The organism is Aestuarium sp. (assembly GCF_023253315.1).
GTDB classification, from domain to species: domain Bacteria; phylum Pseudomonadota; class Alphaproteobacteria; order Rhodobacterales; family Rhodobacteraceae; genus Marivivens; species Marivivens donghaensis.
Genome location: NZ_JALRGW010000020.1, coordinates 24,035 through 50,799 on the forward strand (window position 1 = coordinate 24,035; position 26,765 = coordinate 50,799).

Consider the following 26,765-nt stretch of genomic DNA (forward strand, 5'->3'; position numbering starts at 1 on the left):
GTTTCTTATAGATCGGGGCCTTTTGGCGGGTTTTGGCACCCGTCTAGCCCCTTGCATCCAGCCGCATCGTCGCCTATCTGAGGCCTTGAGAGGTTGGCGCGGGCGAGCGCCTCGCCAACCCGGTCAGGTCCGGAAGGAAGCAGCCGTAACGAGCCCCGCTTGGGTCGTTGTCCAGCCTCTCACCTTACCCCCCTCATTGATTAGAGTTCGCCCCATGTGGGCAGCCCCGCTTTGTCGGATTTGCGTTTAACAACAACGGCCATGACCGTTCCAAACAGCACGCCCGCAAAGATAGACCCCAGAGCCGCCTCAGCGATGCGCATGTCGTTGTAGCGCCAGAGGAAGGTCCACATCAAAAGGCCCCACATCGCGCCAAAGGTCATGCCTTGGATCGTGACGATCTGCCAAAACGTCATGAAGTGGACGGGACGAATCTCTAGCCCCATGCGGCGCAGGATGATGTTAAAGGGCGGGTCGTAGGCACGGCGGGGGATGCCCGCCTCGATGAGTTTCTCGACGGCTTTTGCGTATTTTGTTTCAAATTCGGTCATCTGATCGCGCTCTTATTCGAATGTGCCCACCGTAGCTCAGGAAATCCCGATCACAACCCGATTGTTGTGTCCTGCGTGCTGGACGCCGCGCCCCTCTGCCTCTAGGTTGGGGGCGCTAGCAGATCGAGGAATACATGACCGACACGCCCCAAGCCGGCTATCAGGTTCTTGCCCGTAAATACCGCCCCGAAACCTTTGCCGACCTCGTCGGTCAAGACGCGATGGTGCGCACGCTCAAGAATGCGTTCGAGGCAGGGCGGATCGCGCAGGCCTTTATCATGACGGGTATCCGCGGGACGGGTAAGACGACCACCGCGCGGATCATCGCAAAGGGCATGAACTGTGTTGGCCTTGACGGTCAGGGCGGGCCTACGACCGAACCTTGCGGCCAGTGCGAACACTGCACCGCCATCATGGAAGGTCGCCACGTTGACGTGATCGAGATGGACGCGGCATCGAACACAGGCGTCGCCAACATCCGCGAAATCATCGACTCGGTCCACTACCGCGCGGCCTCGGCCCGCTACAAAGTCTACATCATCGACGAAGTTCACATGCTGTCGACGGGCGCGTTCAACGCGCTCTTGAAGACGCTTGAGGAACCACCCGCCCACGTCAAATTCATCTTTGCGACCACGGAAATTCGCAAGGTTCCAGTGACGGTTCTGTCCCGCTGTCAGCGGTTCGACTTGCGTCGTATTGAACCCGAGGTGATGATCGCGCTCTTGCGCAAGATCGCCACCAGCGAAGGCGCAGAGATCACCGATGATGCGCTCGCGCTGATCACCCGCGCCGCCGAAGGGTCGGCACGGGATGCGACCTCCCTTTTGGATCAGGCGATTTCGCATGGTGCGGGGGAAACCACGGCGGATCAGGTTCGGGCGATGCTCGGCCTTGCGGACCGTGGGCGTGTGTTCGACCTCTTTGACATGATCCTGCGCGGTGATGCGGCAGAGGCCTTGGCCGAACTGTCGACGCAATATTCCGATGGCGCGGACCCGATGGCGATCCTGCGCGATTTGGCAGAGATCACCCATTGGGTATCGGTGATCAAAATCACCCCTGATGCCGCCGAAGACCCGACTGTATCCCCTGACGAACGCGCTCGTGGTCAAGCTGCCGCCGCGACCCTGCCGATGCGGGTGATGACGCGGATGTGGCAGATGCTGCTCAAGGCGATTGATGAGGTGTCTCAGGCCCCGAACGCGATGATGGCGGCTGAAATGGCCGTGATCCGCATGACCCATGTGGCGGACCTGCCGACGCCAGACGAGCTGTTGCGCAAGATTGCGAACACCGCTCCCCCGCCCCGTCCGAACGGTGGCGGAGGTGGCGGCGGTGCGCGCCCTGCCCCGTCAGGTGGCACCACAAACGCCTATGGATCGCAGCACACGCCAACCCACAACGGGCCGAGCGGCCCTGTGTCTCAGGCCGCGCCAGAACTGGCTGAACATGCGCTAGCACGCTACGCTACATTTGAATCCGTGCTGGAACTGATCCGTGCACACCGCGATGTAAAATTGCTCGTTGAGGCAGAAAACTACATCCGTCTTGCCCGTTACCAACCCGGTCGGATCGAATTCCAACCTGCGGATGATGCCCCTAGCGATCTGGCACAGCGGCTCGGGTCGCGGTTGCAGGCGTGGACGGGGAACCGCTGGGCGGTGATCCTCGTGAATGAGGGTGGCGCACCGACGGTTGCCGAAGGGCGTGCTGCCGAAGAGAACGCGAAAAAGGCCGAGGCCGCGACATTGCCGATGGTGCAGGCCGTCCTCGCTGCTTTTCCGAAAGCCAAAATCACCGAAGTTCGGACGGCTGCCGACCTCGCCCAAGAGGCGCAGGTTGAAGCCCTCCAAGAAGTGGAAGATGAATGGGACCCGTTCGAAGAGGATTGATCCTAGCGGCACTGCCCGCGCCTGCCTTTGCTGAAGTTTGTGAACAAGTGCGACCGCTCTGGTCGCCCGGGGTTGATGTGACCATCTGGTCAGAGCCGCTCTATACGCTGACCAACCCGCTGTTGTTCATCATGATCATCATCGCCTTGGCAGGGTCGGCATTCAGGCATGTGGGCGTGCAGATGGCTGGCATTATCGCGTCGTCATTCCTGCTGATGTTCGTGTCGCAGCGCCTATGGGCAACGGATCATTTGGGCATCTGGGCACGCGCCACGAGAGAGGGCTGCCTTGCCCCGCCTTATGTCGCGACGGCCTTTGCAGCAGCGCTAACCGTTTATACAATCATCCGCGCCGCACGGCGCATCCTTAGTCAGAGGAAATAACATGTTCAAAGGAATGGGCGGTCTTGGCGACATGGCCAAGATGATGAAAACCGCACAAGAAATGCAGACCAAGATGACACAGATGCAGGATGACCTGAAAAACATCACGGTCACTGGCGAAGCGGGTGCAGGTCTGGTCAAAGCGACCGCAACCGCGAAGGGCGAGTTGAAAGCTCTCGATATTGATCCGTCGATCTTTTCGGCTGACGATAAGGAAATGGTCGAAGACCTGATCCTCGCAGCGGTCAAAGATGCACAGACCAAAGCGGGCGAACGCGCCCAAGAGGAAATGGCAAAGATCACCCAAGGTCTGGGCCTGCCCGCAGACTTTAAGATGCCGTTCTAAAAATTGGCTCAGGGTCCGCAGGATATCGAAGACCTGATCAGTCTTTTGTCAAAGCTACCGGGGCTTGGGCCTCGGTCGGCGCGGCGTGCTGTCCTGCACCTGATCAAAAAGCGCAAACAGCATCTGATCCCATTGGCCGACGCGATGACGCGGGTCGGCCAATCGGCCAAGGAATGTTTGAACTGCGGGAACATCGACACCGCTGATATTTGCCCGATTTGTCAGGACGAACGCCGCGCCAATGGCGAGATTTGTATCGTTGAGGATGTCGCGGACCTTTGGGCGATGGAACGCTCTGGTGTGTTCAAGGGGCGCTATCACGTGCTGGGCGGCACGTTGTCGGCGCTCGATGCGGTCGGTCCAGAGGATTTACGTATTCCCAAGCTCCTCGACCGCGTGACGTCCGAGGCGGTGACCGAGGTGATCCTCGCGCTTTCCGCGACGATCGACGGGCAGACCACGGCGCATTACATCGCTGACCAATTGCCTGATGTGACGGTCACGTCGCTGGCCCAAGGTGTGCCTGTGGGTGGAGAGCTGGACTACCTCGACGATGGGACGATCACGGCGGCGCTCAGGGCGCGGCGGAGCCTCTAGGACACAACAAAAAAGCCCCGCAAATTGCGGGGCTTTTTGTATTCAGATCAGGCGACCTTATTTGTCGTCTTCGTCTTCGTCGTCATTGCCACCCGGCAGGTTGAAGAAGCTATCTGCATCCGAGAAGTCGGTTTCTTCGTCATCACGCGGATCGTTGCCGAGGCCACCGTCACCAAGGGTGAAGGTTTCCAGACCAGAAATCGCAGTCGGGATTTTCGGCTCTGCTGGCATGTCGAGCGACTGTTCGGTCGACACCAGTTTACGACGCTCATCGTCGGTCATTGCAGTGCCTTCGGCCGCGCGTTTCGCGTTTGCCTTTTGCACCATACCGTCGAGTTCGGATTGTTTACACAGACCAAGTGCGACCGGATCGATCGGCTGCATGTTGGCGATGTTCCAGTGGGTGCGTTCGCGGATCGCTTGGATCGTCGGTTTGGTGGTGCCAACGAGTTTCGCAATCTGAGCGTCCGACAGTTCTGGGTGGAATTTCACCAGCCAGAGGATCGAGTTCGGACGGTCCTGACGCTTCGACAGCGGGGTGTAGCGCGGGCCGCGGCGTTTTTCTTCGCCCGAAGCTGCTGGGTTGAACTTCAGCTTCAGTTTGTGAAGCGGGTTGCCCTCGGCTGCTTTGATCTCGTCTTCAGTGAGCTGGTTGTTCGACACAGGGTCGAAACCTTTTACACCAGGCGCCACATCGCCGTCAGCGATGCCCTGAATTTCCAGCTCGTGCATGCCGACGAAATCGGCGATCTGTTTGAAGCTGATCGTGGTGTTGTCGATCAGCCAGACGGCGGTGGCTTTCGCCATAATTGGTTTGTCGGACATGGTTTGTCTCCTAACGCAAATCTTCCCCGCTGCCTTCTTTCGAAGGCGAGCCGGAATTTTCGGCCCAGTTCACATTGTCGGGGAACTCAACCTGTATATAGTCGGGGCAAAAGCAATAGAAAAGACTAAATTATGCGAAAGACAGTATTGGCACTGGCCTTGGGCCTATCTCCGCTTGTTGGGCAGGCGGACGGAACGGCCGGAGATTTTGATTATTATGTGATGTCGCTGTCGTGGTCGCCCAACTGGTGCGCCCTCGAGGGGGACGGTCGCAACTCGCCGCAATGTGATGAGAGCGAAGATTTCGGCTGGGTTCTGCATGGGCTCTGGCCGCAGTATGAAACGGGCTGGCCCGACTACTGCCGCACCACGATCCCCGCCCCAACCCGCCGCCAGACCGAAGCCATGGCGGACATCATGGGGACATCGGGCCTTGCATGGTATCAGTGGAACAAACACGGCGTCTGTTCAGGGCTGAATTCAACCGACTACTACGCCCTCGCCCGCGAAGCCTATGAAACGCTGACGATCCCGCAGGCGTTCCGCAAATTGGAACGACAGGTGAGCCTGCCTGCCTCGCTGATCGAAGAGGCGTTCATGGATCAAAACGATGGGCTGGACGCGAACGAGATCACAGTGACCTGCATGTCGGGCTTTATCCAAGAGGTCCGCATCTGCCTGACCAAGGACCTAGAGTTCCGACGCTGCGGCGCGGATGTGTCGCGCGATTGCACGTTAGACGACGCGCTGTTTGATCCAGTTAGATAAAAAAAAGGCGGCCCGTTCAGGACCGCCTTTTTAAATCTTACACCTGAGTGCAGATGTATTTCAGTTCGAGGTAGTCCTCGATCCCGTGGTGGCTGCCCTCGCGGCCAAGACCCGATTGTTTGACGCCGCCGAAGGGTGCAACTTCGGTCGAGATGATGCCTGTGTTCACGCCAACGATGCCGTATTCCAGCGCCTCTTGAACCTTGATCACGCGGGACAGGTCGTTGGCGTAGAAGTAGGAGGCGAGACCAAAGATCGTGTCGTTCGCCATGGCAATCACGTCATCCTCGTCCTTGAAACGGAAGAGCGGAGCGAAGGGGCCAAAGGTTTCTTCGGTCGCGACCTTCATATCAGTGGTCGCATCGCAGACGATGGTGGGCAAGAAGAACTGACCACCGAGCGGGCCAGCCTCACCACCCGTAAGAACCTTGCCGCCCTTAGCCAGCGCATCCGCGAGGTGTTCGCGCACTTTTTCGACCGCTTTCGGTTCGATCAGCGGGCCAAGGTCGGTGCCAGTCTCAAGGCCGTCGCCAACCTTCAGTGCCTCGACCGCAGCTTTGAGTTTCGCGCTGAATTCGTCATAGACGCCGTCCTGCACGTAGATGCGGTTTGCGCAAACGCAGGTCTGACCGTTGTTGCGGAATTTACAGGCGATGGCGCCTTGAACGGCTGCGTCGATGTCTGCGTCGTCAAACACGATAAACGGTGCGTTTCCGCCCAGCTCCATCGAACATTTCATCACGTTGTCCGCGGCCTGACGCAGCAGGATACGGCCTACTTGGGTCGAGCCTGTGAAGGTCAGTTTGCGCACCTTGAAGTTTTCGCAGAACTCTTTGCCGACGCCCGATGCGTCCTCGGACGGGATAACGCTAAACACGCCTTTGGGCACGCCTGCTTGTTCCGCCAGAACCGCCATGGCGAGCGCGGACAGCGGGGTTTGCGAAGCGGGACGGATGACGAACGAACAGCCCGCCGCGAGCGCAGGAGCCACCTTGCGCGCGATCATCGCGTTGGGGAAGTTCCACGGTGTGATACCAGCAGCAACGCCAATCGGCTGTTTGATCACGGTGATGCGTTTGTCGGCCATGTGACCGGGGATGGTTTCGCCGTAGATACGTTTAGCCTCTTCGCCGAACCATTCCACAAAGGACGCGCCATAGGCGACCTCGCCACGAGCCTCAGCCAGTGGTTTGCCCTGTTCGGCAGTCATGATGATGGCGAGGTCTTCTTGGTTCTCCATCATCAAGTCGAACCATTTGCGCAGGATCTTTGCCCGTTCTTTACCCGTTTTCGCGGCCCATGATTTCTGCGCGTCATAGGCTGCATCAATCACCTTGGCGGTTTCTTCGCGGGAAATATCCGCGACCTTGGCAATCACGTCACCACGGGCAGGGTTTACCACATCGAAGGTCGCACCAGATTGGGCCATGACCCATTCACCAGCCAGATAGGCTTCTTCGCGGACTAGCGCGGGGTTGGATAGCAGGGATTTCAGGTTCGTCTCGGGCATTTGGTCCTCCGGTCGAAAAATTTGATCATATGTGAACCACGGCAAATCACAGTCGTCCAGCCCATTCACGCCGGATTGACCAATAATTCCGTCGCTCTAGTCCCGTGTGACCAACCAATGGCCCAAATAGGACAAACGCGGCGTGTCATTGAGCGAAAACGGGAAATCCCCAAAGGCATATTCAGAAACGACAACCACAGAATTGCCGTCCCCGATCCGAAGAAGAATCTCTGCCACGACATCACCGACAAAGAAGTCATCGAGCGTTTCTTTGACCCCTGCTCCAAAACCAGTGACGACATAGGTCGTATCCACGAAGGCCCCCACCAGATCGCGGTTGAACGGCACGGGCAGCCCTTCAGCGGGTTGATCAAAGCAGTAGGACAGCAGTGCCTCTTCGTCGGGGAAGTGCCCCGCAAAGACGTAAAGGCGCACTTTGCCCTCGGGCGTGGTGGGGACGGTATCGTCGTCTTGGTCGCTTTGCGCTGCGACATCGAAGAGTTCACGCCAAAAGCTCATGCGACAGCCCGATGTTAGGGTTTGGATTTTTTCTTTTGCGCGGCGTCGCCTTTGACGGCTTGCCACGCGGCATGGGACAGAACCTCAACGGTTTCATCATCAGGCACACCACCCGCGGAGAGGAACTCCCGCGCGGGGCCGTAGATGATCGCAGAGGCGAGAGGCCAAGGCATATCCTTAACCGTGCCTTTGGACGCCCATTTCGCGTAGATCGCCGCGCCTGCTGCGCTCTCATCGCTTAAATCTTGGGCAAAGTCGGCGAAGTCGGGATCGTTGACCGCTCTGGCCGAAAGCTCTTCGTGGAGGCGGAACAGATCGGGGTTATCGCGGCCCCAGAACAGGAACGATTGGATCATCGCGGTGATCGCTTTGCGCGGTTTATCCTTACCCGTGATGCCCTGCGCCTCAATCGTCCACGTGGACCGTGCATCCAAGAGCAACGCCCGCGCAATCGCGGCTTTGCCCTTAAAAGCATGGTAGATAGAGCCAACCGTCGATACACTGTCCCGCCCGATCTGCGCAATTGTCGCCGCAGCGTAGCCTGAGGACAAGAAGATCGCCTGAGCGGCAGTTTTGATCGCGTCTTTACGGTCGGTCATATTATACCCCGTGTTTGGTCTGTTGCGGGCAGGATACGCAGGCTTTTCCCTATTGCCCACCCTGCATTTTAAGTCACACATCATCATAACCATGCAATTTTCCCGCGAAAAATTTGCGCTTTGCGGATGAAATGGTATCAGAGCCTAAATGGATTCCGGACGATTTAGATGCTTTTGAATATTCCCTCTGCCCTGCGCGCATTTCTGGCGCTGACCGCTTTGGTCTTTATCTCGGCCTGCACCGAAGAACCTGTGCCCGAACCCGCGCCTGCACCGACCGTTGTTCCCGGCTATGCGCTGTTGATGGACAATGGTTATGCCTTGCCGCCCGTTCCCCCGCGTCTCCTCGAAGAACCGAACCGCCGTGTGTTGGTCTATTACACAGGCGACGAAAAACCGGGCACCATCGAAGTCGACCGTTATGCAAAGTTTCTCTACTGGGTCATGGATGACGGCACCGCGTGGCGTTACCCCATCGCCGTGGGCCGTCTAGGTCGGTCGATCAACGGTGACACGGTGATCAACCGCAAGGTTGAATGGCCGGGCTGGACGCCGACGGAAAACATGCTGCGCACAGAGCCCGAGATTTACGGCGATTTCGCGGGTGGCATCCCCGGTGGCCTGCGTAGCCCGTTGGGGGCGCGTGCGCTCTACCTCTATCGTGGGGGTCGCGACACCTACTACCGCATCCACGGCACCAACGACATGGAATCGATTGGCAACTCTGGCTCTGCGGGCTGCATCCGGATGTTCAACCACGACATCATCCACCTCTTTGAGATGGTCCCGAACGGCACCCGCGTTGTCATGCGCAGCGAGGCGGATTCAGAACGGATCGAAGAAGAGTTTTTCAACCGCGGTGAAGAACTCCCTGCGCGGCGCGTCGACCCCGATGCCATCTACGGCGAAGAAGCCCTAATGGCCGATAGACCGCTGTCAGAGATCCTCGCGGATCAGTTGGCAGAGAAACCGACAGAGCCTGAAACGGACGCGTCGGAAATGTGATAATGGGTGGGTCGTTTCGCTGGCAGGTATCGAATTTGGGGTAACCCAGAGCTTTTCTTGTGAACGTACGACAAACCGGGAAAGCGATGGAAGTGGACCAGCGCAGCTATCTGGAGGGTAAAGTTTGACCGATCTTTTGATCCCTGCGCTGATCTTAGCTGCGATTGGTTGGTTCGTCCCCCGCCTCTGGGCCAAGGTTCTGCCCGAGGGGGTAAAGCCGCTGATGGTCAATGCACTGGTATCTACCCTGACGATGGGGATCGTGGGTATCGGCTATTTCATCGTGCTCTACCTGATCCAAGGCTTTCCGATCTCTGAACTGTTCGCTGGCAACATCGCCGACACCATCGCGCATTTCGGACAGCTTTCGCTGATATCTGCGCTGTTGTGGGGGCCAGTGATGCTCATGTCGGTGATGGGCCTTGTGAGGCGTTGGAAAAAGGCGGTCTGGTGATGCATCGGTTGATCGAAAAAGGCCTGATGTTCGGCGATGAGAGGCCGATAAGATGAAATTTCTCTATATGCTGGTGATTTGGTTTGTCATCACGACCCTGCTGTATTTCATGATCTCGGTCTATTCGCGCTCTGTTCGGCGCGAAAAACTAGAGAAACAATGGGCCGAGGATCATCAAGGGGGTGATAGCGAGGCCCGCACTGCTTATATCGAAAACGGTATGGTCGAATACGAGCACGGGTTTCGCAAAAAGCTCATTGTGCTGGTCTATATTGTGCCCGTCGTTTTGGTGACGGCGATTTTATATCTGACGAATTGAGGCTGAGATGCAAAAATTGAAAACTGGCGTTCGGGTCATCGTGATCTTGTTTGCGGGCATGTTCCTGCATTACGTCCTGCCCCAACACGACATCGCCCGCATCACAGGCACCGAAGTGATCCGTCAGGACTTTAGCTCTGTGAACCGCATTTTCTTTGCGCAGGCTGACAGCGGCAACGTCGAGGGCGCGACCCGCGACGTGCAATTCATCAGCGTGATGCGTCGCCCAACCTATCTGTTCGGCCTCATCCGTGGCGCTGAAGCCAATGACGTAATGATCTACCGCAACGAAGATACGGGCTGGATCTGGCCGCCCTATTTCAAATTCGACAGTCGCGACCTACAGGGCGAGGCCCAAGAGAACACCTCGACCGCCGAAGCGCCAAAGTGGGTGAGCATCACGCACTACGGCTGGCGGAACCGTTTCTTTACCGTGTTCCCTAACGCGATTTCGATCAAACGCATCGACGATCCGAACATCACGATCATCCCGTGGTTCAATATCGTGTTCTTTGTCGCGCTGATGGCAGGCATCCTGTTCCTCCGCGCTGTCTGGCTACAATTCCGCGAACGTGCTCTGGACCCGACCTTGGACAAAGTCGGCGACGAATGGGACCGCGTGGAGGCAGGCGTCGCCGAACGGCAGTCGCGGCTGAAACGCTGGTTTGGAAGCTGGCGCGGGAAGTGAGTTAGGGGGCCATTTATAGCGTAACCATCTCAGCTATATCTTCGAGCGATCCGATGGTGAGATTCAACGGTTCTTCCGGCATTTGGCCGTTATTTGGGAATGCGCAGAACCGCCACTCTCTTTGATACAAGTACGAGAAATGCTTGATAGTCTCTGGCCGTCGTTGCATGTCCACAAAAGAGCATGGATCGTAGTACTTGACGTCTCCAGACCACACTGGAACCGTCGGCCAAACCTTTTTCACTGCCTTGGCTAGCCTTGAAGAGAATTCATCAGGTCTCCGAATAATCACTGCTGTATCCGCCTCGAAATCGTCAGGCAGACGTCTATCGATATCTTTGCAGGCACTCCAAAGAACGTAATTTGGGCAGGACACCACAAACTTAAAGAACCCGTCCTCGATCTTGGCAGCCATGCCGTTGATGTGAAAATGATCTTTTCCGGCAAGGATCAAGTCAAATTTGGGATCGTGAAACCATCTCTCTGTTTCCCGATCTCTCATCGCTTCGATAAGTCCAGCTCTCTGATAAAACTCCGCAGGAGTAAGCCGCAGCTTCCCATGCTCAAACATGGGCTTAAGGTGTCGATGTTTGCCAAACTTGACAATCACACCTTCCAGCTCTTCTGGAAACCCCCGAAACAAGCGAACACCAGTCGGTTCCCCATTTTCAAAGTACTTATCTAACTGTTGTCTGGCCTTCTCGTTCGCGGCGGGTAGGCCAAGCCCCCGTGCGCCAAATTCAAGCTTCATATGTGTAAAGAGTGGCGCTATCAGCCCGCCGCCATCTGCAAAATCTTCTCTAAGGGCAATTTTTCCTTCGCCTGTCAGGCGCAGTTGGTTGTGGAAGTGGTCGAAAAATCTTTGTTCGAGATACTCGTTGCTGGCAAACGTTAGGTATGGGGTCTCGAAATATTCCCTCTCCCACCACTCTTGTCGCTTTAGACGGCCACCGTTCTGCACCATGCGCTTTTCGATTTCTTGGAGCCTGTCCCTCCAGAGCGAAAGACGCGACTTTGCTTGCTTAATTTCATTCATCTCTTTGAACTCAAAAACGTTATCACTATGGTAAATGGGTTTGGCAGGTCATGGTTTATGGCTCTTGCAAAAGTCGCATCAGATCAGATGAATTGAGGCTAGAATTTGCAAGAGAACCCTAGCACACGCGTCGCGAAAGACTGCTTCCCCACTCACCAAACACCCCTTCCCTCTCACACCGCCCGATCACTCAGAGCGCCCCACCTCACAAAACAGGTTGGACTGTGTTGCGTTGGCGGGATTTGCGGAATTGGGCGGGGGTCATGCCGTGGTGGGCGAGGAAGAGTTTGTGGAAGTGGGATAGGTTGGGGATGCCGCAGTCGGCAGCGATCTCGGACAAGCTGTCGGTTGATCCGATCAATTGCCGCCCTGCATAGTCCATGCGGATGCCGTTGACGTATTCGGACGGGCTTTGCCCCAGAAACTGGCGGGCGGTGCGGCTGACGTGGGCATGGGCGCGGCCTGTGACCCGCACGAACCCAGCGGCTCCATCGCGGAACACGTCGGGATTGCGGGCGGCGGCGCAGGCCTCTGCCAACCAGCGCGGCGCACCAGCGGCGAGCGAGACTGTCTCGTCAATCAGTTCGGACAAAAGCGGCAAGAGAAACGCCGTCGCATCAAGTGCGGTGCCATTACGACGCTCGAGCCGCACGGCAGCGCGGTTCAGGTCAGCCATCTGCTGCATGTCGCGGGTGTAGGTTTCTGGCCGCTCAGAGGTCCCCCAAAAGAACCGATCAGCGACCTGCGGATATTGCTGCCCGATCGCCTCAATCACCTTTGGATCAAAGGCAATCGACACGACCATCGCGTCCTCGCCTTTGCCCTGAAGCGCGTGGGCATGGGTGGGCCGCACAAAGAGGAGCGTGCCCTCTTTGTGATCGGTGTGACCCTTGGGGCCATATTCACGGATGCGGCCGTTCTGCACCCAGATCAGTTCGGGAAAATCATGGGTGTGCAGCGCCGTGGGACGCTGGCTCGTCAGCATGGCGCGTGACAACTGGCACGCCAAATCGGCGGGCAGGAACTCTTTATGGCGAAGCACGATCACATTCATACCCGCAGTTTAACACAGTCGTTGTAACAGGTCTTTGGCTATGATGCCGCGGCTGCAAAGAGGGCGTGACGTTGCGCGTTTTCCGCGCTAGAACCCTGCCCGTTGCCGCAAAAGAAAGCACTCCAATGTCGTTTGACCGCTCGATCAAGATCGCACCGTCGATTCTCTCTGCCGATTTCGCAAATTTCGGTCAGGAAATTCAGGCCATTGAAGCGCAGGGCGCTGACTGGGTTCATGTGGACGTGATGGATGGTCACTTTGTCCCGAACCTGACCTTTGGCCCGCCCGCCGTCAAAGCGTTCCGCCCGCACGTGAAGACGTTCATGGACGTGCACCTGATGATCGCGCCCGTCGATCCCTATATCGAAGCCTACGCCGAAGCGGGTGCCGATATGATCACCGCGCACATCGAGGCTGGCTCGCATATTCACCGCACCATTCAGGCGATTAAGGCTCAAGGCGTTAAGGCTGGCGTGGCGCTGAACCCTGCGACCCCTGCTGAGGCGGTCGAATATCTGCTCGACATGGTGGACATGGTTCTTGTGATGACCGTGAACCCAGGCTTTGGCGGTCAGAAATTCATCCATTCCGGCGTCGAGAAGGTCCGCAAGGTCCGTCAGATGATCGGCGACCGCGAGATCCACATTCAGGTCGATGGTGGCGTTGATGTGAACACCGCGCCACTGGTGGCTGCGGCGGGTGCGGATTCGCTCGTTGCTGGGTCGGCCGTGTTCAAAGGTGGTTCGGTCCACGCGCCAGAGGTTTACGGAGAGAATATCCGCGCCATTCGCGCTGCTGCAAACGCCGCGCTCTGAGCCAAAAACCCACGTTGAATGACAGAGGCCGTGCCGAAAGGTGCGGCCTTACTTTTTTGTATAAATTTCGACGGAAACCCCAAGGACTGTCGTTTCATTGTGCAGATTAGAGAAATTTACGCCTGCAGATGTTTTTCCCGGCTCATCGAAACGTAGCTGTCACATTAGCCATTTAAGCATCTGCATATATTTTCGACTCTTGGGGCGTCGTACTATGACTAAACATCCGACGAACGGCTTTGACGCTTTTGCAGGATTTCCAGCTGATCTGGTCAAAGAGGTGCTCGGCGCTGGCGCAACCAAAGTGCAAACGCCCAAACGCATCCAACCCGGACAACGCTATTTTCCATCACTTTTCATTTCGGACATGCATCTGGGGGCCCATAGCTGCCAAGCGGACGCCCTGCTGTTGTTCCTCGAATGCCACGTGGCTGATACGATCTACTTGGTTGGTGATATCTTTGATATCTGGCGCCCGATTGGGTCGAACTGGAAACCAGTTCACCATAAAATCGTGAACCTGCTGCTGGATCGGATGCGGTCTGGCGTTCGGATCGTTTACACCCCCGGTAACCACGATGAGTTTTTCCGTCACTACTTTGGTGAATACTTCGGCAATCTGACGGTCGCTGATTACGTTTATCACACCACGTCGAACGGCACGAAGTTCCTCGTCATTCACGGCGATTGCGTTGACCTGTTCGAACGTAAGGCGCCTGTGTTGTCAAAGCTCGGCGCTCATGCGGAAAACCTGCTGCGTGGCGTGCAATTGGTGGTGAACCGTGGCCTGAATGCCTTTGGCCGCGAGGACTGGTGCGGCGTTGATCATCTGATCGCCTTTGGAAATCGTTTGGTACGTGCCAAGGAAACCTTTCAACTCCGTCTTGCCGATCTGGCGCGCACACATGACGCCGATGGCATCATCTGTGGGCACTTCCACCAATCCGCGCTGCACGATGATCACGGCATCATCTATGCGAACTGCGGCGATTGGACCGAGAACTGCACGGCTCTGGCGGAAACAGCCAGCGGTCAGTTGATGATGCTCGATTGGTCCGCACACAGTGCGATCGCTCGCAAAGAGGCACGGGTTGCGGGACGCAATGATGCCTCGGTCACGGCACGCGCATGACCGATATTCTGACAGGACTGGCGATCGGCCTTTTGGGCGCGACATCGGCGTTGCAAGTTGCGTCCGTTGGCGCGGCGCTTTGGGCGACTGAACGCCCGCTCCAGAAATCCGTGATCACGGGAACACCGGGGGTGACGGTTCTGCGGCCTGTGTGCGGGTTGGAAAACAACATTGAGGACACCCTACGCACCACATTCCGGTCGAGCTATCGCGGCCCGCTTCAGATCATCTTCTGTTGTTCGGATGCCAATGACCCCGTTGTTCCGCTGGTCAATCGGTTGATCGAGGCGCACCCCGAGGTCAACGCGACGCTCTTGATCGGTGATGACCGCTTGTCGGGCAATCCAAAGCTCAACAACCTCGTCAAAGGTTGGGCTGCGGCAGAGCATGATTACATCCTGATGGCCGATAGCAACGTGCTATTGCCGCATGACTATATCCAACGCCTCTTTTCCCGCTGGACCGAAGGCACGGGCCTTGTCACCTCGCCCCCGTCTGGCATCCGCGCAACGAACCTGTGGGGTGATCTGGAGGCTGCGTTCCTCAACACCTATCAAGGCCGTTGGCAGCTGTCGTCGGATGTGTTCGGCAATGGCTACGCGCAGGGCAAAATGCTGTTCTGGCGGCGGGATATTTTGGACAATGCGGGCGGGTTGATCGCCTTGGGTCGAGACATGGCCGAAGACGTCGCATCGACCAAGGTCGTCCGCGAGGCTGGCCTCAAGGTCCGTCTCTTGGGCAACCTCCTCCCCCAGCCTATCGGATCTCGTGATTGGAAGAGCGTTTGGACCCGTCAGGTCCGCTGGGCCAAGGTGCGCCGCATGGGGTTCCCTGCGCTCTACGCCGCTGAGGTTCTATCGGGGATCGTGGTGCCGATGCTTTTGACGCTGTTCCTGACCCTAAACGGCACCCTGAATTGGGCGAGTCTACTGGCCCTGCCGATCCTGTGGTTCGGCCTTGAATACCTCTTGGCCCGCCGCGCGGGATGGCCTGCGAAACCACGCGACATCGCGACGTGGGTCATGCGCGACGCTATGGTCCCTGCCCTTTGGGTTGCGGGATGGCGCGGAAAAGGGTTCGAATGGCGCGGTAACTCGATGTCCTCGGACGCCGTGGGCACAACGACCGAAAGCTAAGAATGGACCTCTCGACGATCCAAACGCTGGTGCAGGCACATGGCCTATGGCTGCTCGCGCCCGTCACGGTTCTGGAAGGCCCAATTGTCACGGTGATCGCGGCCTATATGGCCTCGCTCGGATTGCTTAACCTCTATGCGGTCTACGTGATTTGCGTGCTGGGCGATCTGGTGGGCGACGCGGGTATCTACGCGCTGGGCCGTTGGGGGCCAAAGACGCTCCCTGGTCGGTGGCAGGTGCGGCTGGGATTGAACCGAAGTCGCCGCTATGGGCTCAAGGACCACTTCCGCGACACAGGTGGGCGGACGCTTTTGATCGGCAAACTCACCCATTCGGCGGGCGCTGCGGTGCTGTTCGCTGCGGGCACGGGCAAGATGCCGTTTGGTGCATTCCTCGGCTGGAACCTCTTGGGCACTTTGCCCAAAACGCTGCTCTTCGTCGTGATCGGCTACATGTTCGGCTACGCCTATTCGACCATCGACAACTACATTTTCCGCGCCACGCTGATCCTTGCGGCCTTGATCGCTGTGGGTGTCATCGTTTGGTATTTGCGCGGTAGATCGCAGGCTCCTGAATGACGACACTCAGCTGTATTATCCCCGCTTATAATGAGGCCTCTCGTATCGACGCCGTCTTGCGGTCGGTCGTCGGTCATCCGCTGATCGATGAAGTGATCGTGGTTGATGACGGGTCATCGGATGGCACGGCAGAGGTGGTCAAGGGGATCGACGGCGTTCGGCTGATCGAACTGCCCCAGAACAAAGGTAAGACATGGGCCGTCACGGTCGGGATTGAGTCAGCTATGGGTGACACGCTGATGTTCGTGGATGCGGATTTGCTGGGCTTGGACGCCTCGCACCTGACCGCACTGATCGCGCCCGTTCAACAGGGTAAGGCGGATATAACGATCAGCCTGCGGGCAAATGCGCCGCGCCCTTGGCACTGGATCGGGATTGATTACATTTCGGGTGAACGGGTGATGCCGCGCGGGTTGCTGATCGATCAGATCGACGCAATGCGGGCGCTGCCGAAGTTCGGGTTGGAGGTATTCATGAACAGCCTCCTGATCCGCCAATCGGCCCGCATCGCCATCGTGCAGTGGCCCGAAGTGGAAAGCCCACTCAAAGGCGCAAAGTTCGGCTGGGCCGAAGGGCTAAAACGCGACGTCAAGATGATCCGCGACATGGCGCAGACCGTCGGGCTGTTGGGGTTGGCAGCGCAGGTCTATCACATGCGCCGCCAGAGGGTCGTTTAGGCCATACGCTCTAGCGCACGCTGAACGGCTGGGCGGTCGTAGAACCGCTTTTCGTAGTCCACGACGTTGGTGAAATCAGACCAGCCCAGTACGTCACGCGCACCGTAGTAGTCGAGCGTGGTCAGCCACGGCGCAATCGCCATATCTGCAATCGAATAATCGCCAGCGACCCAGTCGTGTTTGTTCAACTGTGTATTCAGCACGTTCAAAAGACGTTTGGATTCATTGATATAGCGGTCGCGGGCGGTGGGATCTTCCATCTTTGCACCTGCGAATTTGTAGAAAAAGCCCAACTGCCCAAACATCGGACCCGCGCCGCCCATCTGCCACATCAGCCATTGATAAACGGTGAACTTCTCGGATGCGGTGTTACCTGCGAACTTGCCCGACTTATCTGCCAAATATTGCAGGATCGCGCCGCTCTCGAACAAACCCAATGGCGTGCCGTCAGGCCCATTCGGGTCGAGGATCGCAGGGATTTTGTTGTTCGGGCTCAGCGACAGAAATTCGGGGCTGCGCATGATGTCATCCGACAAACCACCGGTGGAGTGGTATTCATACTCGATCCCCATTTCTTCGAGGGCGATGGGCACCTTGCGACCGTTCGGGGTGCCGAATGCGTAGACCTGAAGAATGTCAGGATTTTGCGCGGGCCAGCGTTTTGTCACGAGGAAATCAGAGAGATCAGCCATTGGAATACCCTACGGTAAATGAATTTTATCGCTCACCCCTACACTGTAAAATTAGGCATAGAAACATCCCCAAGGTGGGATATACCTGTGCGCACTCGCGCAGGAAAACAACTTATGCGTGGGCAGAACAAATGGGGGCATATCATGCTTAATGAATTCAAAGATTTTATCGCCAAGGGCAATGTCATGGACATGGCTGTTGGTATCATCGTCGGCGCCGCATTCACGGCCATCGTTTCGTCGCTTGTCGCGGACCTAATCAACCCGATTATCGGTCTGGTCATCGGCGGCATCGACTTCTCTAACCTTTACGTCGTTCTCAGCGGCGATGTTCCAGCTGGGGCCAGCCTTGATGCGGCACGCGAGGCAGGCGCTGCAGTCTTTGCCTACGGGTCGTTCTTGATGGCTGTGATCAACTTCCTGATCATCGCATTCGTTGTGTTCATGCTGGTCAAACAGGTGAACCGCATCAAAGACGCGACGGCGAAGAAAGAAGAAGCCGTAGAAGCGCCTGCAGCACCCGCAGGTCCGACCGAGTTGGATATTCTGATGGAAATCCGCGACAGCCTGAAAAAGTAAGCTGTCCGCCCAAACAAATGAAAAGGCCCGCCAAACGGCGGGCCTTTTGCGTTACTCCTACAGGGGAGGAAATCAGAGCAACGAAGCAGCGTCTACAGTCGGCAGGCCCAGAGCCTCGCCCACAGCAGCGTAGGTCAGTTGACCAGCGTGAACGTTCAGACCGTTCAGCAGGTGTTTGTCGTCTGCGCAGGCTTTCTTCCAACCTTTGTTCGCAAGAGCGATCATGAACGGCAGGGTCGCGTTGCCCAGCGCGAGGGTCGACGTGCGCGCCACAGCACCCGGCATGTTGGCGACGCAGTAGTGCATGATGCCGTCAACTTCGTAGATCGGGTCTTGGTGGGTGGTTGCACGGGAGGTTTCGAAACAGCCGCCTTGGTCGATTGCAACGTCAACCAGAACCGCACCCGGCTTCAGTTCGGACAGTTGCGCCTTGGAGATCAGTTTCGGAGCAGCAGCACCCGGGATCAGAACAGCGCCGATGATCATGTCAGCCTGACGCGCCAGTTCGATGGTGTTCGCAGCCGAAGCATATGCAGTCTTGAAGGTGCCACCGAATACGTCGTCGAGGTAACGCAGACGCGGCAGCGAACGGTCGAGAACGGTCACATCAGCGCCCATGCCCGCAGCGATTTTCGCCGCGTGGGTGCCGACGACACCGCCGCCGATAACCAGCACGCGACCGGGTGCAACGCCTGGCACGCCACCCAACAGCACCCCACGACCGCCATTCGCTTTTTGCAGCGTGTAGGCACCAACTTGCGGCGCCAGACGACCAGCAACTTCGGACATCGGGGCAAGCAGGGGAAGGCCGCCACGGTCGTCGGTTACGGTTTCATAGGCGATGCAGGTTGCGCCAGAAGCAAGAAGGTCTTTGGTCTGCTCCGGATCGGGAGCGAGGTGCAGATATGTGAACAGAAGCTGGCCTTCGCGGAGCATTTTACGCTCAACCGCCTGAGGCTCTTTTACCTTTACGATCATGTCCGCAGCAGCGAACACTTCGGCAGCGGTCGCAGCGATTTTCGCGCCAGCCGCGATGTAGTCCTCGTCGGTGAAACCAGCGCCCTGACCGGCAGCAGTTTCAACAGTGACGGTGTGACCGTTTGCGACTGCTTCTTGAGCAGCTGCAGGTGTCAGACCTACGCGGAATTCTTGGGGTTTGATTTCTTTGGGGCAGCCGATGTGCATTGGGGTCTCTCCTGTTCGTTGTGATCAAGATGACGCGCCCATTGCGCAATTACTTGGACATTTTGAGTGCCGATAGTATAAGTTTTCGAAGATTATTCGAATAATAATGGAAATACTGGGATGAATTCGCGCGAAGATGGATTGGATTCGATAGATCGTCGGATTCTCGAGGTTCTGCAAAAAGATGGGCGAATCTCGAACGCGGAATTGGCGGATAAGGTCCATTTGTCGGCCTCTGCCTGCCATCGGCGTGTCCAGCGGCTCGAGAAGGACAAGTTTATCAAAGGCTACGTTGCCCTCGTCGATCCGCGCAAAATCAACCGCAAAACGACCGTGTTTGTTGAGATCACGCTCAGCGGTCAGGCAGATGAAATCCTCAGCGGCTTTGAAAAGGCCGTATCGCTGATCCCTGACGTTTTGGAATGTCACCTGATGGCGGGATCTGCGGACTATCTACTCAAGGTCGTGGCCGAGGACGCCGAGGATTTCGCCCGCATCCACCGTCGCCACCTCGCGGGGCTTCCGGGGGTGCAGACGCTACAATCATCATTTTCGCTGAAACAGGTGCGGCAGACCACGGCCCTGCCCGTCTGAAGAAAAAGCCCCCGCAGCCAAAGCTACGGGGGCCGATTTCGCCACGTTGGTGTGCTCTTAGAGCATACCCTCGCGTTGCAGCTTTTTACGAGCCAGCTTGCGCTGACGACGAATCGCCTCAGCCTTTTCACGGGCCTTCTGGATGGAGGGCTTCTCGAAATGTTGCTTGAGCTTCATTTCACGGAAGACACCTTCACGCTGCAGTTTTTTCTTAAGCGCACGGAGCGCCTGTTCTACGTTGTTATCGCGAACACTAACCTGCATGTGGTTTTCACCACCTTTCTAAGTTGGATTTGCAAAAGATTGCAGGATGGCCGCGTATAGCAATGGCACTATGTTTTGTCTAGTCTGCCGCCAGAAGGAGAACGCAATGCCGATCACCCCCCTATCACCGATGCAAAACCGCCTGCTGGACGCCATTGAACCCCATGTCATTTTCGACGGGTGGAGCGAGGACGCTTTTAAGATGGCGATCGCGGAGTCTGGACTGAGCGAGGCTGACGCCCGTGCCGCCTGTCCGCGCGGTGCGACCGACCTTGCCGTGGCTTATCACCAGCGGGGCGATGCAGCGATGGTCGCACAGATGCAAGCCGCCGATCTGGCGTCGATGCGCTATAGTGAACGTGTGGCCGCTGCGATCCGGTTCCGCCTAGAGGTCGTGGACCGCGATATGGTGCGCCGTGGCATGACGCTGTTTTCGATGCCCCACCTCGCGCCAGTTGGGACGCAATTGGTTTGGGGCACGGCGGACCTGATCTGGGAAACGCTGGGCGACACCTCCGACGACATCAACTGGTATTCAAAACGTACGATCCTGTCGGGCGTCTATGCGTCCTGCGTGGTCTATTGGCTCGGCGATGAAACGGGTGGCGAGGCGACCGCTGCCTTTATCGACCGCCGCATCGACAACGTTATGCAGTTCGAGAAATTCAAATCCACCGTGAAAAAGACACCTGTTCTGGGGCAATTCGCGACAGGTATGGAAAAGCTACTCTCTGGCATTAAGGCTCCGAAACGGGGCGCGGCAGAAGACCTGCCTGGACGCTGGACCCTGAACGACTAAGGAGGAAGGCCAATGGCCGATATGATGCGCGCGGTTGAAATCACCCAAGCCGGCGGACCAGAGGTTTTGCAACTGTGTTCACGTCCGATCCCCACGCCCCAAGCGGGTCAGGTGGTGATCAAAGTGGCCTATACGGGCGTGAACCGCCCCGATGCTTTGCAGCGTGCGGGCCTCTATGCGCCCCCGCCTACGGCGAGCGATCTACCTGGGCTTGAGGCATCAGGCACTGTGGTTGCGGTCGGCGAAGGGGCCGAGGGCGTGAAAATTGGCGATCAGGTTTGCGCCCTCCTCCCCGGTGGGGGCTATGCCGAATACGTGGCGACACCTGCCGCGCACTGCCTGCCCGTGCCAGATGGTCTTTCGATGAAAGAGGCCGCTTGCTTGCCCGAAACATTCTACACTGTTTGGTCGAACGTGTTCATGCGCGGCGGTCTGCAAGGCGGCGAACGGTTCCTCGTCCACGGCGGATCGTCGGGGATCGGAACAACGGCGATCCAACTGGCCAAGGCGTTTGGAGCACGGGTCTTTGCGACCGCGGGATCAGCCGACAAGTGTCAGGCTTGCGAGGACCTCGGTGCAGAGAAGTGTTTCAACTATCGCGATGAGGATTTCGTCGCGGGGATGAAAGCGGTCGGCGGCGCGAACCTGATCCTCGATATGGTGGGTGGGTCGTATATCGACAAAAACATCAAATCGCTCGCTGATGATGGGCGGCTGGTTCAGATCGCGTTCCTTCAGGGTTCCAAGGTCGAAGTGAATTGGGCACAACTGATGATGCGCCGTTTGACCTTCACAGGCTCGACCCTTCGGCCCCAGTCCGATCTGGCGAAAGCCCACATTGCGGATGAATTGCGCGCAAAGGTCTGGCCACTGCTGGACGCGGGCAAGGTGCGCCCCGTCATGCACAGCGAGTTTCCGTTAGAGGCAGCGTCCGAGGCGCATGCCCTGATGGAGAGCAGCACCCATATTGGAAAGATCGTTCTAAACGTCGGCGGTTAAGGTTTCCGCCAGACCGCACCAATGGTTGCGGACATGCCATCGTGTCCGCGACCTTCCTGAAGCTGCAATTCATCAATCGACAGACGCAAGAGCGTGTAATCGGCAAAGGCCTCGCGCAAGAGGGCTTCGGAATAGAGGTGCGCCACATCGCGCGGCCCGCCTGTGTTGAACGCCAACTGTTCGGGGCGATAACCGACAATCACCAGATAGCCACCTGATTTCAGCGCCTTACGCATGCCCGCCCATTTGCGTGCGCGCTCATCTGGTTTGCTGAACTGGGTGAACACCTCGGCCACCACGTCAAAAGCGGCCTCGGGATAGTCCCAATCATGGGCATCCCCGAGTTCCAAATTGATCGGCACGTTGTGCTGTTCCGCCAGAGCCTTGGCCCGCGACTGGGCGGTGGGCGATACATCGACAGACGTCACATCGAGCCCGTGACGCGCCAGCCAAACACCATTGCGTCCCTCACCATCCGCAACGGCCAAAGCCGTCCCTTGGGTTGGCAAAAGGCGGGTCACATCGCGAAGGAAATAAGTCGGCTCTTCGCCGAACAAATAGCCATCGGTATTGGCAAAGCGAGCTTCCCAGTCGAGTGTCGGAAGGGCCATCGGGGTCTCCTGTAATCGGTTGGCGTTTATTTAGGTGCTTTGCGGCTGGGTTACTATGCGCGGCCTGCGATCATCGGATGCGTAAAAATCGCGCAGGGTTTTGCCAGCTTCGTCTTTGAACCGCTCGCCCTCAGATATCTCTGCGATGCGGTCGATGCGAAACATGCGAAAGCCCGCACGCAGTTCGCACCAACAGACCATTGTCCAGACCTTCCCCCAATACCAAAGCCCCAAAGGACGCACAGTGCGGGTCGTGGCAGAGCCACTCTCATCGCGATAGGTGATCGTGAGGCGGCGTTTTTCATAAGATGCCCTTTCGATCCTGTCGATCAACTGGCGCACTTCGGGCGATAGGTCATTCATATCATGAGCATTGACGCCGACCGCGTTGACCCGCTGGCGCAATCGCTCTGGCAGAACGGCTTCGATTTTGACGATTGCTTCGGTCGCGCCTTCGGCCATCGCGGCGCCGCCCCAGACCTGCATCATTCGTGCGCCCGCGACGAGGGCGACGATTTCTGCCTCAGTGAACATCAGGGGCGGCAGGTCGTAGCCGTCGCGCATGATGTAACCGACGCCCGCCTCGCCCTCGATCGGGACGCCCGTGGACATCAGATCGGCCACGTCACGGTATATCGTCCGCGGCGTGACCTCTAGTTTTTCAGCGAGTTGCGCTGCCGTCACCAAACGCCCGCCGCGCAGGAGTTGAACGATCTGGAAAAGACGGTCAGCGCGGCGCATCAGGCAGCCTCGAACAGGCCGATGCGATTGCCATCGGGATCGCGGGTATAGGCAAATCGACCCTGCGGGATGTCGATGATCGGGCTATCAACCGCGCCACCATGCGCCGGCACCCGCGCAAGTGCGTTTTCCAATCCGTCGGTTACAGTCATGTGCAAAACGCTGACGCCTTGGCCAGCAGCGGGGTCGACAAAGAGGTCGGTTCCAATGCTGCCTTCGGTTGCGACAGCGGCGACACGGCGACCGCCTTCTTCGCGGAAGGTGACATCAATTTTCAGGATGGCCGCGTAATAGGCAGCGGCGGCGTCCAGATCACGCACGGGGGTTTCGGTCCAGATAACAACAGGTTGGGCAGTCATTTCCAATCTCCTTTGGATTTGTGATGCCCTGTCATGACACACCCCTACTGACAGCGTACTGTCAGCATCGTTGCACGCCTAAGCAGAAAAAGAAAAGGGCGACCCGAAGGCCGCCCACCGAGGGAGAATATGGAAGTGGGAGATTAGCCCATACGCTCCGATACGTATGCACCCGGGGAGGCGGGGAATACGACGGTCTTGTTACCGTTGAGGAAAACGCGGTGCTGAACGTGCGCGTGGATAGCGCGGGACAGGCACTGGCTCTCTACGTCGCGGCCGAGCGATACATAATCAGAGGCCGACTGGGCATGGGTGATGCGAACGATGTCCTGTTCGATGATCGGACCTTCGTCGAGGTCAGCGGTCACGTAGTGTGCAGTTGCACCGATCAGCTTAACGCCGCGCTCGTAGGCTTGTTTGTAAGGGTTCGCGCCTTTGAAGGACGGCAGGAACGAGTGGTGGATGTTGATGATCTTGCCAGACATTTTCGTGCAGAGGTCATCCGAGAGAACCTGCATATAGCGGGCCAGAACGATCAGCTCTGCTTCGGTGTCTTCGACAACCTGCATGATCGCGGCTTCTGCCTGCGGTTTGTTCTCTTTGGTCACTTTGATGCAGTGGAACGGCAGGTCGTGGTTCACGACGACCTTCTGGTAGTCCATGTGGTTCGAGATCACTGCAACGATGTCGATCGGCAGCGCACCGATTTTCCAACGGTAAAGAAGGTCGTTCAGACAGTGACCAAAGCGGGACACCATGATCACGACTTTCATTTTGACGGATTCGTCATGGAACGCGTAGTCCATGCCGAACTTCTCAGCCGTCGCGGCCATGCCAGCGTTCAGATCGGCAAGCGACATGCCCTTTTCCGATGTGAAGCTGACGCGCATGAAGAACTGACCCGTGCCAGCGTCGTCGAACTGCGATGCGTCAGTAATGTTACAGCCAGTATCGGCCATGTAGTTTGCTATAGCTGCAACGATGCCACGGGTGGATTGGCAGGTCACTGTGAGGGCGTATTTGGACATGGAGGACTCCGCGTTGGATTTAATGCGGTGATACACCCCAAACGCGTTTCGCAAAGGTGCGCGAAACGTCATTTTCCAGCCTGAAACGTCATTTACGACACCGCTAACGGTCCAAAATTTCCTGATGTTTACGGCTGTTTATCATAAGCGACATTCGTTCTCTGAACTGCGACCTCGGCTATTCCAGTTCAGCTGCGGGGATGATTCCAAAGAAAGTCTCCATGGAGCGAACGCCGAACATATCGCCCTCGACCTCGCCCAGATCGACAAGGCGGTAAAACGACTTGCGGTCAATCAGCGCCCAAAGGTTACGTCGGATCAGCACGTAAGGGGATGGCTCGCCCGTCTCGGGGTCACGTTCAACGCGGATCGGATGGTCGGGGCCAGCGGTCACAACGTCATCGACATTGGTCACAAACTCTAGCCCGTCCTCTGTCACCTCAAAATCAATTGCCACAAAGGGCGCGTCATCGACAATGATCCCGACCTTTTCGACGGGCGTGACGAGGAAATAGTCCTCACCGTCTTTGCGAATGATGGAGGAGAACAATTTGACGAGCGGCTTACGGCCAATCGGCGTGCCTAGATAGAACCACGTCCCGTCGCGCGCGATCCGCATATCGATGTCACCGCAAAACGGCGGATTCCATTTTTCGACGGGCGGCGGGCCCTTTTTTGAGGCAGCTTTCGCAGCAGAAGCGAGACTTTCCGCCGACGGGGTAACATTCTTTTGTGTAGTCATGTTTTTCCCATTGGGATCAGGGGTGATATCTGGTTCTTTAGGAACATAGTGTGACCGAGGAGCATTGTCATGGCAGCACCCGCCGATCTTGTCGTCGAAATCGAAGCATTGGGCGAAAAGCTCGTTCTGGCGCGGGATAGTATCGCCAAACAATTCATCGGACAAAAGCGGGTTGTGGACCTGACCTTGGCGGCGCTCGTCTCGGGCGGGCATGCGTTGTTGGTCGGTCTGCCCGGGCTTGGCAAAACGAGGCTGGTGAACACGCTCGGCACCGTGATGGGGCTGGATGCGAACCGTGTGCAGTTTACGCCTGACCTGATGCCTGCGGATATCCTCGGCTCCGAGGTGTTGGAAACAGCGGCGGATGGCACACGGGCGTTTCGGTTTGTTGAGGGCCCTGTGTTTTGCCAACTTCTTATGGCGGACGAGATCAACCGCGCCTCACCGCGCACCCAATCCGCGCTCTTGCAAGCGATGCAAGAACGCGAAGTGACGATTGCGGGGCAGCATCGCCCCTTGGGGAAACCGTTCCACGTTCTGGCAACCCAGAACCCGTTGGAACAGGAAGGGACATACCCCCTTCCCGAAGCGCAACTCGACCGTTTTCTGTTGCAGATCGACGTGCCCTACCCGACCCGCGATGTGGAACGCGAAATCCTCTTGGCAACCACAGGCGCGACCGAAGATACAGCCCACGCCGTCTTTACCGCAGATGAACTGATCGCGGCCCAAGTGTTGCTGCGCCGGATGCCCGTGGGCGAAAACATCGTTGAAATGATCCTCGATCTGGTGCGGGCTTGCCGTCCTGATGCAGATGCCCCCGAAGTGATCCGCCAAAACGTGGCCTGGGGTCCGGGGCCACGTGCGGCGCAGGCGCTGATGCTCTGCGCACGGGCTGAGGCACTGATGAACGGGCGGCTTGCCCCATCGCCCGAAGATGTGCGTGCACTCGCGGCCCCTGTTCTGTCACACCGTATGGCATTGTCCTTTGCGGCACGGGCACGGGGTGAAAACCTCACATCCATCATCGACACCGTTTCCGCCCAAATCACCAAGGTTGAGGCCGCCGCGTGAGTGATACCCTTGCCTTGCGAGCTGGGGCAGAGCGTTTAGCGGCCCCGCTTCCTGCGCTTCTCGCGCAGGCAGAGCATTTGGCGACCACTGTCATTCTCGGCGATCACGGTCGGCGGCGTGCGGGTCTGGGCGATACGTTCTGGCAATACCGCCCAGCGCAGCCCCACGATGAAGCCCGTCTGATTGACTGGCGTCGGTCCGCACGGTCTGA

At 57.6% G+C, this 26,765-nt stretch carries 34 protein-coding genes, 1 other RNA gene and 1 pseudogene; 21 read left to right on the forward strand and 15 right to left on the reverse strand.

The features are described 5' to 3' along the window. The first annotated feature begins 86 nt into the window (after nucleotides 1–86). An RNA gene (ffs, locus tag AC1QQ2_RS10550) (signal recognition particle sRNA small type) lies at nucleotides 87–185 on the forward strand. A gap of 15 nt (nucleotides 186–200) precedes the next feature. Here ffs and AC1QQ2_RS10555 read toward each other — a convergent pair. Next, complete coding sequence (locus AC1QQ2_RS10555) at nucleotides 201–551, reverse strand: DUF6404 family protein (protein ID WP_438986898.1); 351 nt, start codon at nucleotides 549–551, stop codon at nucleotides 201–203. A gap of 134 nt (nucleotides 552–685) precedes the next feature. Between AC1QQ2_RS10555 and AC1QQ2_RS10560 the strand changes: the two genes are divergently transcribed. The 4 genes from AC1QQ2_RS10560 to recR are packed head-to-tail and all read left to right on the forward strand — an operon-like array spanning nucleotide 686 to nucleotide 3,772. Next, the gene (locus AC1QQ2_RS10560) at nucleotides 686–2,446 is read left to right on the forward strand and encodes a DNA polymerase III subunit gamma/tau (RefSeq protein WP_479713108.1); all 1,761 of its coding nucleotides are present in this window, start codon (nucleotides 686–688) and stop codon (nucleotides 2,444–2,446) included. Next, nucleotides 2,443–2,829 (forward strand): hypothetical protein, encoded by a 387-nt coding sequence (locus tag AC1QQ2_RS10565; RefSeq protein ID WP_479713109.1) that lies wholly within the window; start codon nucleotides 2,443–2,445, stop codon nucleotides 2,827–2,829. Before AC1QQ2_RS10560 ends, AC1QQ2_RS10565 begins: the two co-directional genes overlap by 4 nt. Nucleotide 2,830: 1 nt before the next feature. After that, nucleotides 2,831–3,175, forward strand: a complete 345-nt coding sequence (locus AC1QQ2_RS10570) for a YbaB/EbfC family nucleoid-associated protein (protein WP_067549847.1) — start codon at nucleotides 2,831–2,833, stop codon at nucleotides 3,173–3,175. Nucleotides 3,176–3,178: 3 nt separating this feature from the next. Further along, nucleotides 3,179–3,772 carry a recombination mediator RecR gene (gene recR, locus AC1QQ2_RS10575; RefSeq protein WP_479713110.1) on the forward strand — a complete coding sequence of 198 codons (594 nt, stop codon included), beginning with the start codon at nucleotides 3,179–3,181 and terminating at the stop codon, nucleotides 3,770–3,772. A gap of 57 nt (nucleotides 3,773–3,829) precedes the next feature. Here recR and AC1QQ2_RS10580 read toward each other — a convergent pair whose 3' ends face one another. Beyond that, on the reverse strand, nucleotides 3,830–4,597 hold the full coding sequence (locus AC1QQ2_RS10580) for a DUF1013 domain-containing protein (RefSeq protein ID WP_105235667.1): 768 nt from the start codon (nucleotides 4,595–4,597) through the stop codon (nucleotides 3,830–3,832). A 132-nt stretch (nucleotides 4,598–4,729) separates the two neighbouring features. Between AC1QQ2_RS10580 and AC1QQ2_RS10585 the strand changes: the two genes are divergently transcribed. Then, a complete protein-coding gene (locus AC1QQ2_RS10585; protein ID WP_479713111.1) occupies nucleotides 4,730–5,365 on the forward strand; it encodes a ribonuclease T2 family protein in 636 nt (211 codons plus the stop codon). A gap of 37 nt (nucleotides 5,366–5,402) precedes the next feature. Here the strand turns inward: AC1QQ2_RS10585 and AC1QQ2_RS10590 are convergent, their stop codons facing one another. The 3 genes from AC1QQ2_RS10590 to AC1QQ2_RS10600 all read right to left on the reverse strand — a co-directional run bounded on the left by AC1QQ2_RS10590 (nucleotide 5,403) and on the right by AC1QQ2_RS10600 (nucleotide 7,993). Then, nucleotides 5,403–6,875, reverse strand: a complete 1,473-nt coding sequence (locus AC1QQ2_RS10590; RefSeq protein WP_249945821.1) for an NAD-dependent succinate-semialdehyde dehydrogenase — start codon at nucleotides 6,873–6,875, stop codon at nucleotides 5,403–5,405. Nucleotides 6,876–6,971: 96 nt separating this feature from the next. Then, entirely contained in the window at nucleotides 6,972–7,394 is a 423-nt protein-coding gene (locus tag AC1QQ2_RS10595) for a hypothetical protein (protein WP_479713112.1), read from the reverse strand. A 14-nt stretch (nucleotides 7,395–7,408) separates the two neighbouring features. Next, nucleotides 7,409–7,993, reverse strand: a complete 585-nt coding sequence (locus tag AC1QQ2_RS10600) for a TetR/AcrR family transcriptional regulator (protein WP_479713113.1) — start codon at nucleotides 7,991–7,993, stop codon at nucleotides 7,409–7,411. A gap of 168 nt (nucleotides 7,994–8,161) precedes the next feature. Between AC1QQ2_RS10600 and AC1QQ2_RS10605 the strand changes: the two genes are divergently transcribed. From AC1QQ2_RS10605 to AC1QQ2_RS10620, 4 genes are all read left to right on the forward strand, one after another. Further along, nucleotides 8,162–8,998: a L,D-transpeptidase gene (locus tag AC1QQ2_RS10605; protein WP_479713114.1), complete on the forward strand. Its 837-nt coding sequence runs from the start codon at nucleotides 8,162–8,164 to the stop codon at nucleotides 8,996–8,998. 124 nt (nucleotides 8,999–9,122) lie between these two features. Continuing rightward, nucleotides 9,123–9,452 carry a hypothetical protein gene (locus AC1QQ2_RS10610; protein ID WP_479713115.1) on the forward strand — a complete coding sequence of 110 codons (330 nt, stop codon included), beginning with the start codon at nucleotides 9,123–9,125 and terminating at the stop codon, nucleotides 9,450–9,452. A gap of 52 nt (nucleotides 9,453–9,504) precedes the next feature. Next, nucleotides 9,505–9,771 (forward strand): hypothetical protein, encoded by a 267-nt coding sequence (locus tag AC1QQ2_RS10615; protein WP_105235674.1) that lies wholly within the window; start codon nucleotides 9,505–9,507, stop codon nucleotides 9,769–9,771. Between the two features lie 7 nt (nucleotides 9,772–9,778). Then, nucleotides 9,779–10,459: a DUF1523 family protein gene (locus tag AC1QQ2_RS10620; protein ID WP_479713116.1), complete on the forward strand. Its 681-nt coding sequence runs from the start codon at nucleotides 9,779–9,781 to the stop codon at nucleotides 10,457–10,459. 13 nt (nucleotides 10,460–10,472) lie between these two features. Here the strand turns inward: AC1QQ2_RS10620 and AC1QQ2_RS10625 are convergent, their stop codons facing one another. Then, entirely contained in the window at nucleotides 10,473–11,495 is a 1,023-nt protein-coding gene (locus tag AC1QQ2_RS10625; RefSeq protein WP_479713117.1) for a hypothetical protein, read from the reverse strand. A gap of 205 nt (nucleotides 11,496–11,700) precedes the next feature. Further along, a complete protein-coding gene (locus tag AC1QQ2_RS10630) occupies nucleotides 11,701–12,549 on the reverse strand; it encodes an AraC family transcriptional regulator (RefSeq protein ID WP_479713118.1) in 849 nt (282 codons plus the stop codon). Between the two features lie 125 nt (nucleotides 12,550–12,674). Between AC1QQ2_RS10630 and rpe the strand changes: the two genes are divergently transcribed. The 5 genes from rpe (at nucleotide 12,675) to AC1QQ2_RS10655 (ending at nucleotide 16,887) form a co-directional block, all read left to right on the forward strand. Next, a complete protein-coding gene (gene rpe, locus AC1QQ2_RS10635; protein WP_479713119.1) occupies nucleotides 12,675–13,364 on the forward strand; it encodes a ribulose-phosphate 3-epimerase in 690 nt (229 codons plus the stop codon). Between the two features lie 214 nt (nucleotides 13,365–13,578). Next, on the forward strand, nucleotides 13,579–14,496 hold the full coding sequence (locus AC1QQ2_RS10640) for a UDP-2,3-diacylglucosamine diphosphatase (protein WP_479713120.1): 918 nt from the start codon (nucleotides 13,579–13,581) through the stop codon (nucleotides 14,494–14,496). Further along, nucleotides 14,493–15,632: a ceramide glucosyltransferase gene (locus tag AC1QQ2_RS10645; RefSeq protein ID WP_479713121.1), complete on the forward strand. Its 1,140-nt coding sequence runs from the start codon at nucleotides 14,493–14,495 to the stop codon at nucleotides 15,630–15,632. Before AC1QQ2_RS10640 ends, AC1QQ2_RS10645 begins: the two co-directional genes overlap by 4 nt. A 2-nt stretch (nucleotides 15,633–15,634) precedes the next feature. Next, nucleotides 15,635–16,210: a DedA family protein gene (locus AC1QQ2_RS10650; RefSeq protein ID WP_479713122.1), complete on the forward strand. Its 576-nt coding sequence runs from the start codon at nucleotides 15,635–15,637 to the stop codon at nucleotides 16,208–16,210. Next, nucleotides 16,207–16,887, forward strand: coding sequence for a glycosyltransferase family 2 protein (locus AC1QQ2_RS10655; protein WP_479713123.1), 681 nt, complete (start codon nucleotides 16,207–16,209; stop codon nucleotides 16,885–16,887). Before AC1QQ2_RS10650 ends, AC1QQ2_RS10655 begins: the two co-directional genes overlap by 4 nt. On the opposite strand, the gene AC1QQ2_RS10660 is transcribed toward AC1QQ2_RS10655, so the two are convergent. After that, nucleotides 16,884–17,579 carry a glutathione S-transferase N-terminal domain-containing protein gene (locus tag AC1QQ2_RS10660; RefSeq protein WP_479713124.1) on the reverse strand — a complete coding sequence of 232 codons (696 nt, stop codon included), beginning with the start codon at nucleotides 17,577–17,579 and terminating at the stop codon, nucleotides 16,884–16,886. The genes AC1QQ2_RS10655 and AC1QQ2_RS10660 overlap by 4 nt on opposite strands. Nucleotides 17,580–17,723: 144 nt before the next feature. Between AC1QQ2_RS10660 and mscL the strand changes: the two genes are divergently transcribed. Continuing rightward, entirely contained in the window at nucleotides 17,724–18,158 is a 435-nt protein-coding gene (gene mscL, locus AC1QQ2_RS10665; protein ID WP_479713125.1) for a large conductance mechanosensitive channel protein MscL, read from the forward strand. Between the two features lie 72 nt (nucleotides 18,159–18,230). On the opposite strand, the gene ald is transcribed toward mscL, so the two are convergent. Beyond that, complete coding sequence (gene ald, locus AC1QQ2_RS10670; RefSeq protein WP_479713126.1) at nucleotides 18,231–19,343, reverse strand: alanine dehydrogenase; 1,113 nt, start codon at nucleotides 19,341–19,343, stop codon at nucleotides 18,231–18,233. A 120-nt stretch (nucleotides 19,344–19,463) separates the two neighbouring features. On the opposite strand from ald, the gene AC1QQ2_RS10675 reads away from it, so the two are divergent. Further along, nucleotides 19,464–19,937: an Lrp/AsnC family transcriptional regulator gene (locus AC1QQ2_RS10675; RefSeq protein WP_067549896.1), complete on the forward strand. Its 474-nt coding sequence runs from the start codon at nucleotides 19,464–19,466 to the stop codon at nucleotides 19,935–19,937. Between the two features lie 57 nt (nucleotides 19,938–19,994). Here the strand turns inward: AC1QQ2_RS10675 and rpsU are convergent, their stop codons facing one another. After that, nucleotides 19,995–20,201: a 30S ribosomal protein S21 gene (gene rpsU / locus AC1QQ2_RS10680; protein WP_067549898.1), complete on the reverse strand. Its 207-nt coding sequence runs from the start codon at nucleotides 20,199–20,201 to the stop codon at nucleotides 19,995–19,997. A 106-nt stretch (nucleotides 20,202–20,307) separates the two neighbouring features. Here rpsU and AC1QQ2_RS10685 point away from each other — a divergent pair, with 106 nt between their 5' ends. Both AC1QQ2_RS10685 and AC1QQ2_RS10690 read left to right on the forward strand, forming a co-directional pair. After that, entirely contained in the window at nucleotides 20,308–21,000 is a 693-nt protein-coding gene (locus AC1QQ2_RS10685) for a COQ9 family protein (protein ID WP_479713127.1), read from the forward strand. Between the two features lie 12 nt (nucleotides 21,001–21,012). Then, nucleotides 21,013–21,999 carry an NAD(P)H-quinone oxidoreductase gene (locus AC1QQ2_RS10690; RefSeq protein ID WP_479713128.1) on the forward strand — a complete coding sequence of 329 codons (987 nt, stop codon included), beginning with the start codon at nucleotides 21,013–21,015 and terminating at the stop codon, nucleotides 21,997–21,999. Here the strand turns inward: AC1QQ2_RS10690 and AC1QQ2_RS10695 are convergent. From AC1QQ2_RS10695 to AC1QQ2_RS10715, 5 genes are all read right to left on the reverse strand, one after another. Beyond that, nucleotides 21,996–22,610: a class I SAM-dependent methyltransferase gene (locus AC1QQ2_RS10695; RefSeq protein ID WP_479713129.1), complete on the reverse strand. Its 615-nt coding sequence runs from the start codon at nucleotides 22,608–22,610 to the stop codon at nucleotides 21,996–21,998. The two genes, AC1QQ2_RS10690 and AC1QQ2_RS10695, sit on opposite strands and share 4 nt — an antisense overlap. Before the next feature lie 30 nt (nucleotides 22,611–22,640). After that, complete coding sequence (locus AC1QQ2_RS10700) at nucleotides 22,641–23,351, reverse strand: helix-turn-helix transcriptional regulator (protein WP_479713130.1); 711 nt, start codon at nucleotides 23,349–23,351, stop codon at nucleotides 22,641–22,643. After that, nucleotides 23,351–23,710, reverse strand: coding sequence for a VOC family protein (locus tag AC1QQ2_RS10705; protein ID WP_479713131.1), 360 nt, complete (start codon nucleotides 23,708–23,710; stop codon nucleotides 23,351–23,353). Before AC1QQ2_RS10705 ends, AC1QQ2_RS10700 begins: the two co-directional genes overlap by 1 nt. A gap of 143 nt (nucleotides 23,711–23,853) precedes the next feature. Continuing rightward, nucleotides 23,854–24,738, reverse strand: coding sequence for a formyltetrahydrofolate deformylase (gene purU, locus AC1QQ2_RS10710; RefSeq protein WP_105235690.1), 885 nt, complete (start codon nucleotides 24,736–24,738; stop codon nucleotides 23,854–23,856). Nucleotides 24,739–24,916: 178 nt separating this feature from the next. Next, nucleotides 24,917–25,480, reverse strand: a complete 564-nt coding sequence (locus AC1QQ2_RS10715; protein ID WP_479713132.1) for a DUF1285 domain-containing protein — start codon at nucleotides 25,478–25,480, stop codon at nucleotides 24,917–24,919. Between the two features lie 69 nt (nucleotides 25,481–25,549). On the opposite strand from AC1QQ2_RS10715, the gene AC1QQ2_RS10720 reads away from it, so the two are divergent. Then, entirely contained in the window at nucleotides 25,550–26,554 is a 1,005-nt protein-coding gene (locus AC1QQ2_RS10720) for an AAA family ATPase (RefSeq protein WP_479713133.1), read from the forward strand. Next, nucleotides 26,551–26,765: pseudogene (locus tag AC1QQ2_RS10725) on the forward strand (DUF58 domain-containing protein); the annotation flags it as partial. The gene AC1QQ2_RS10720 and the pseudogene AC1QQ2_RS10725, both read left to right, overlap by 4 nt.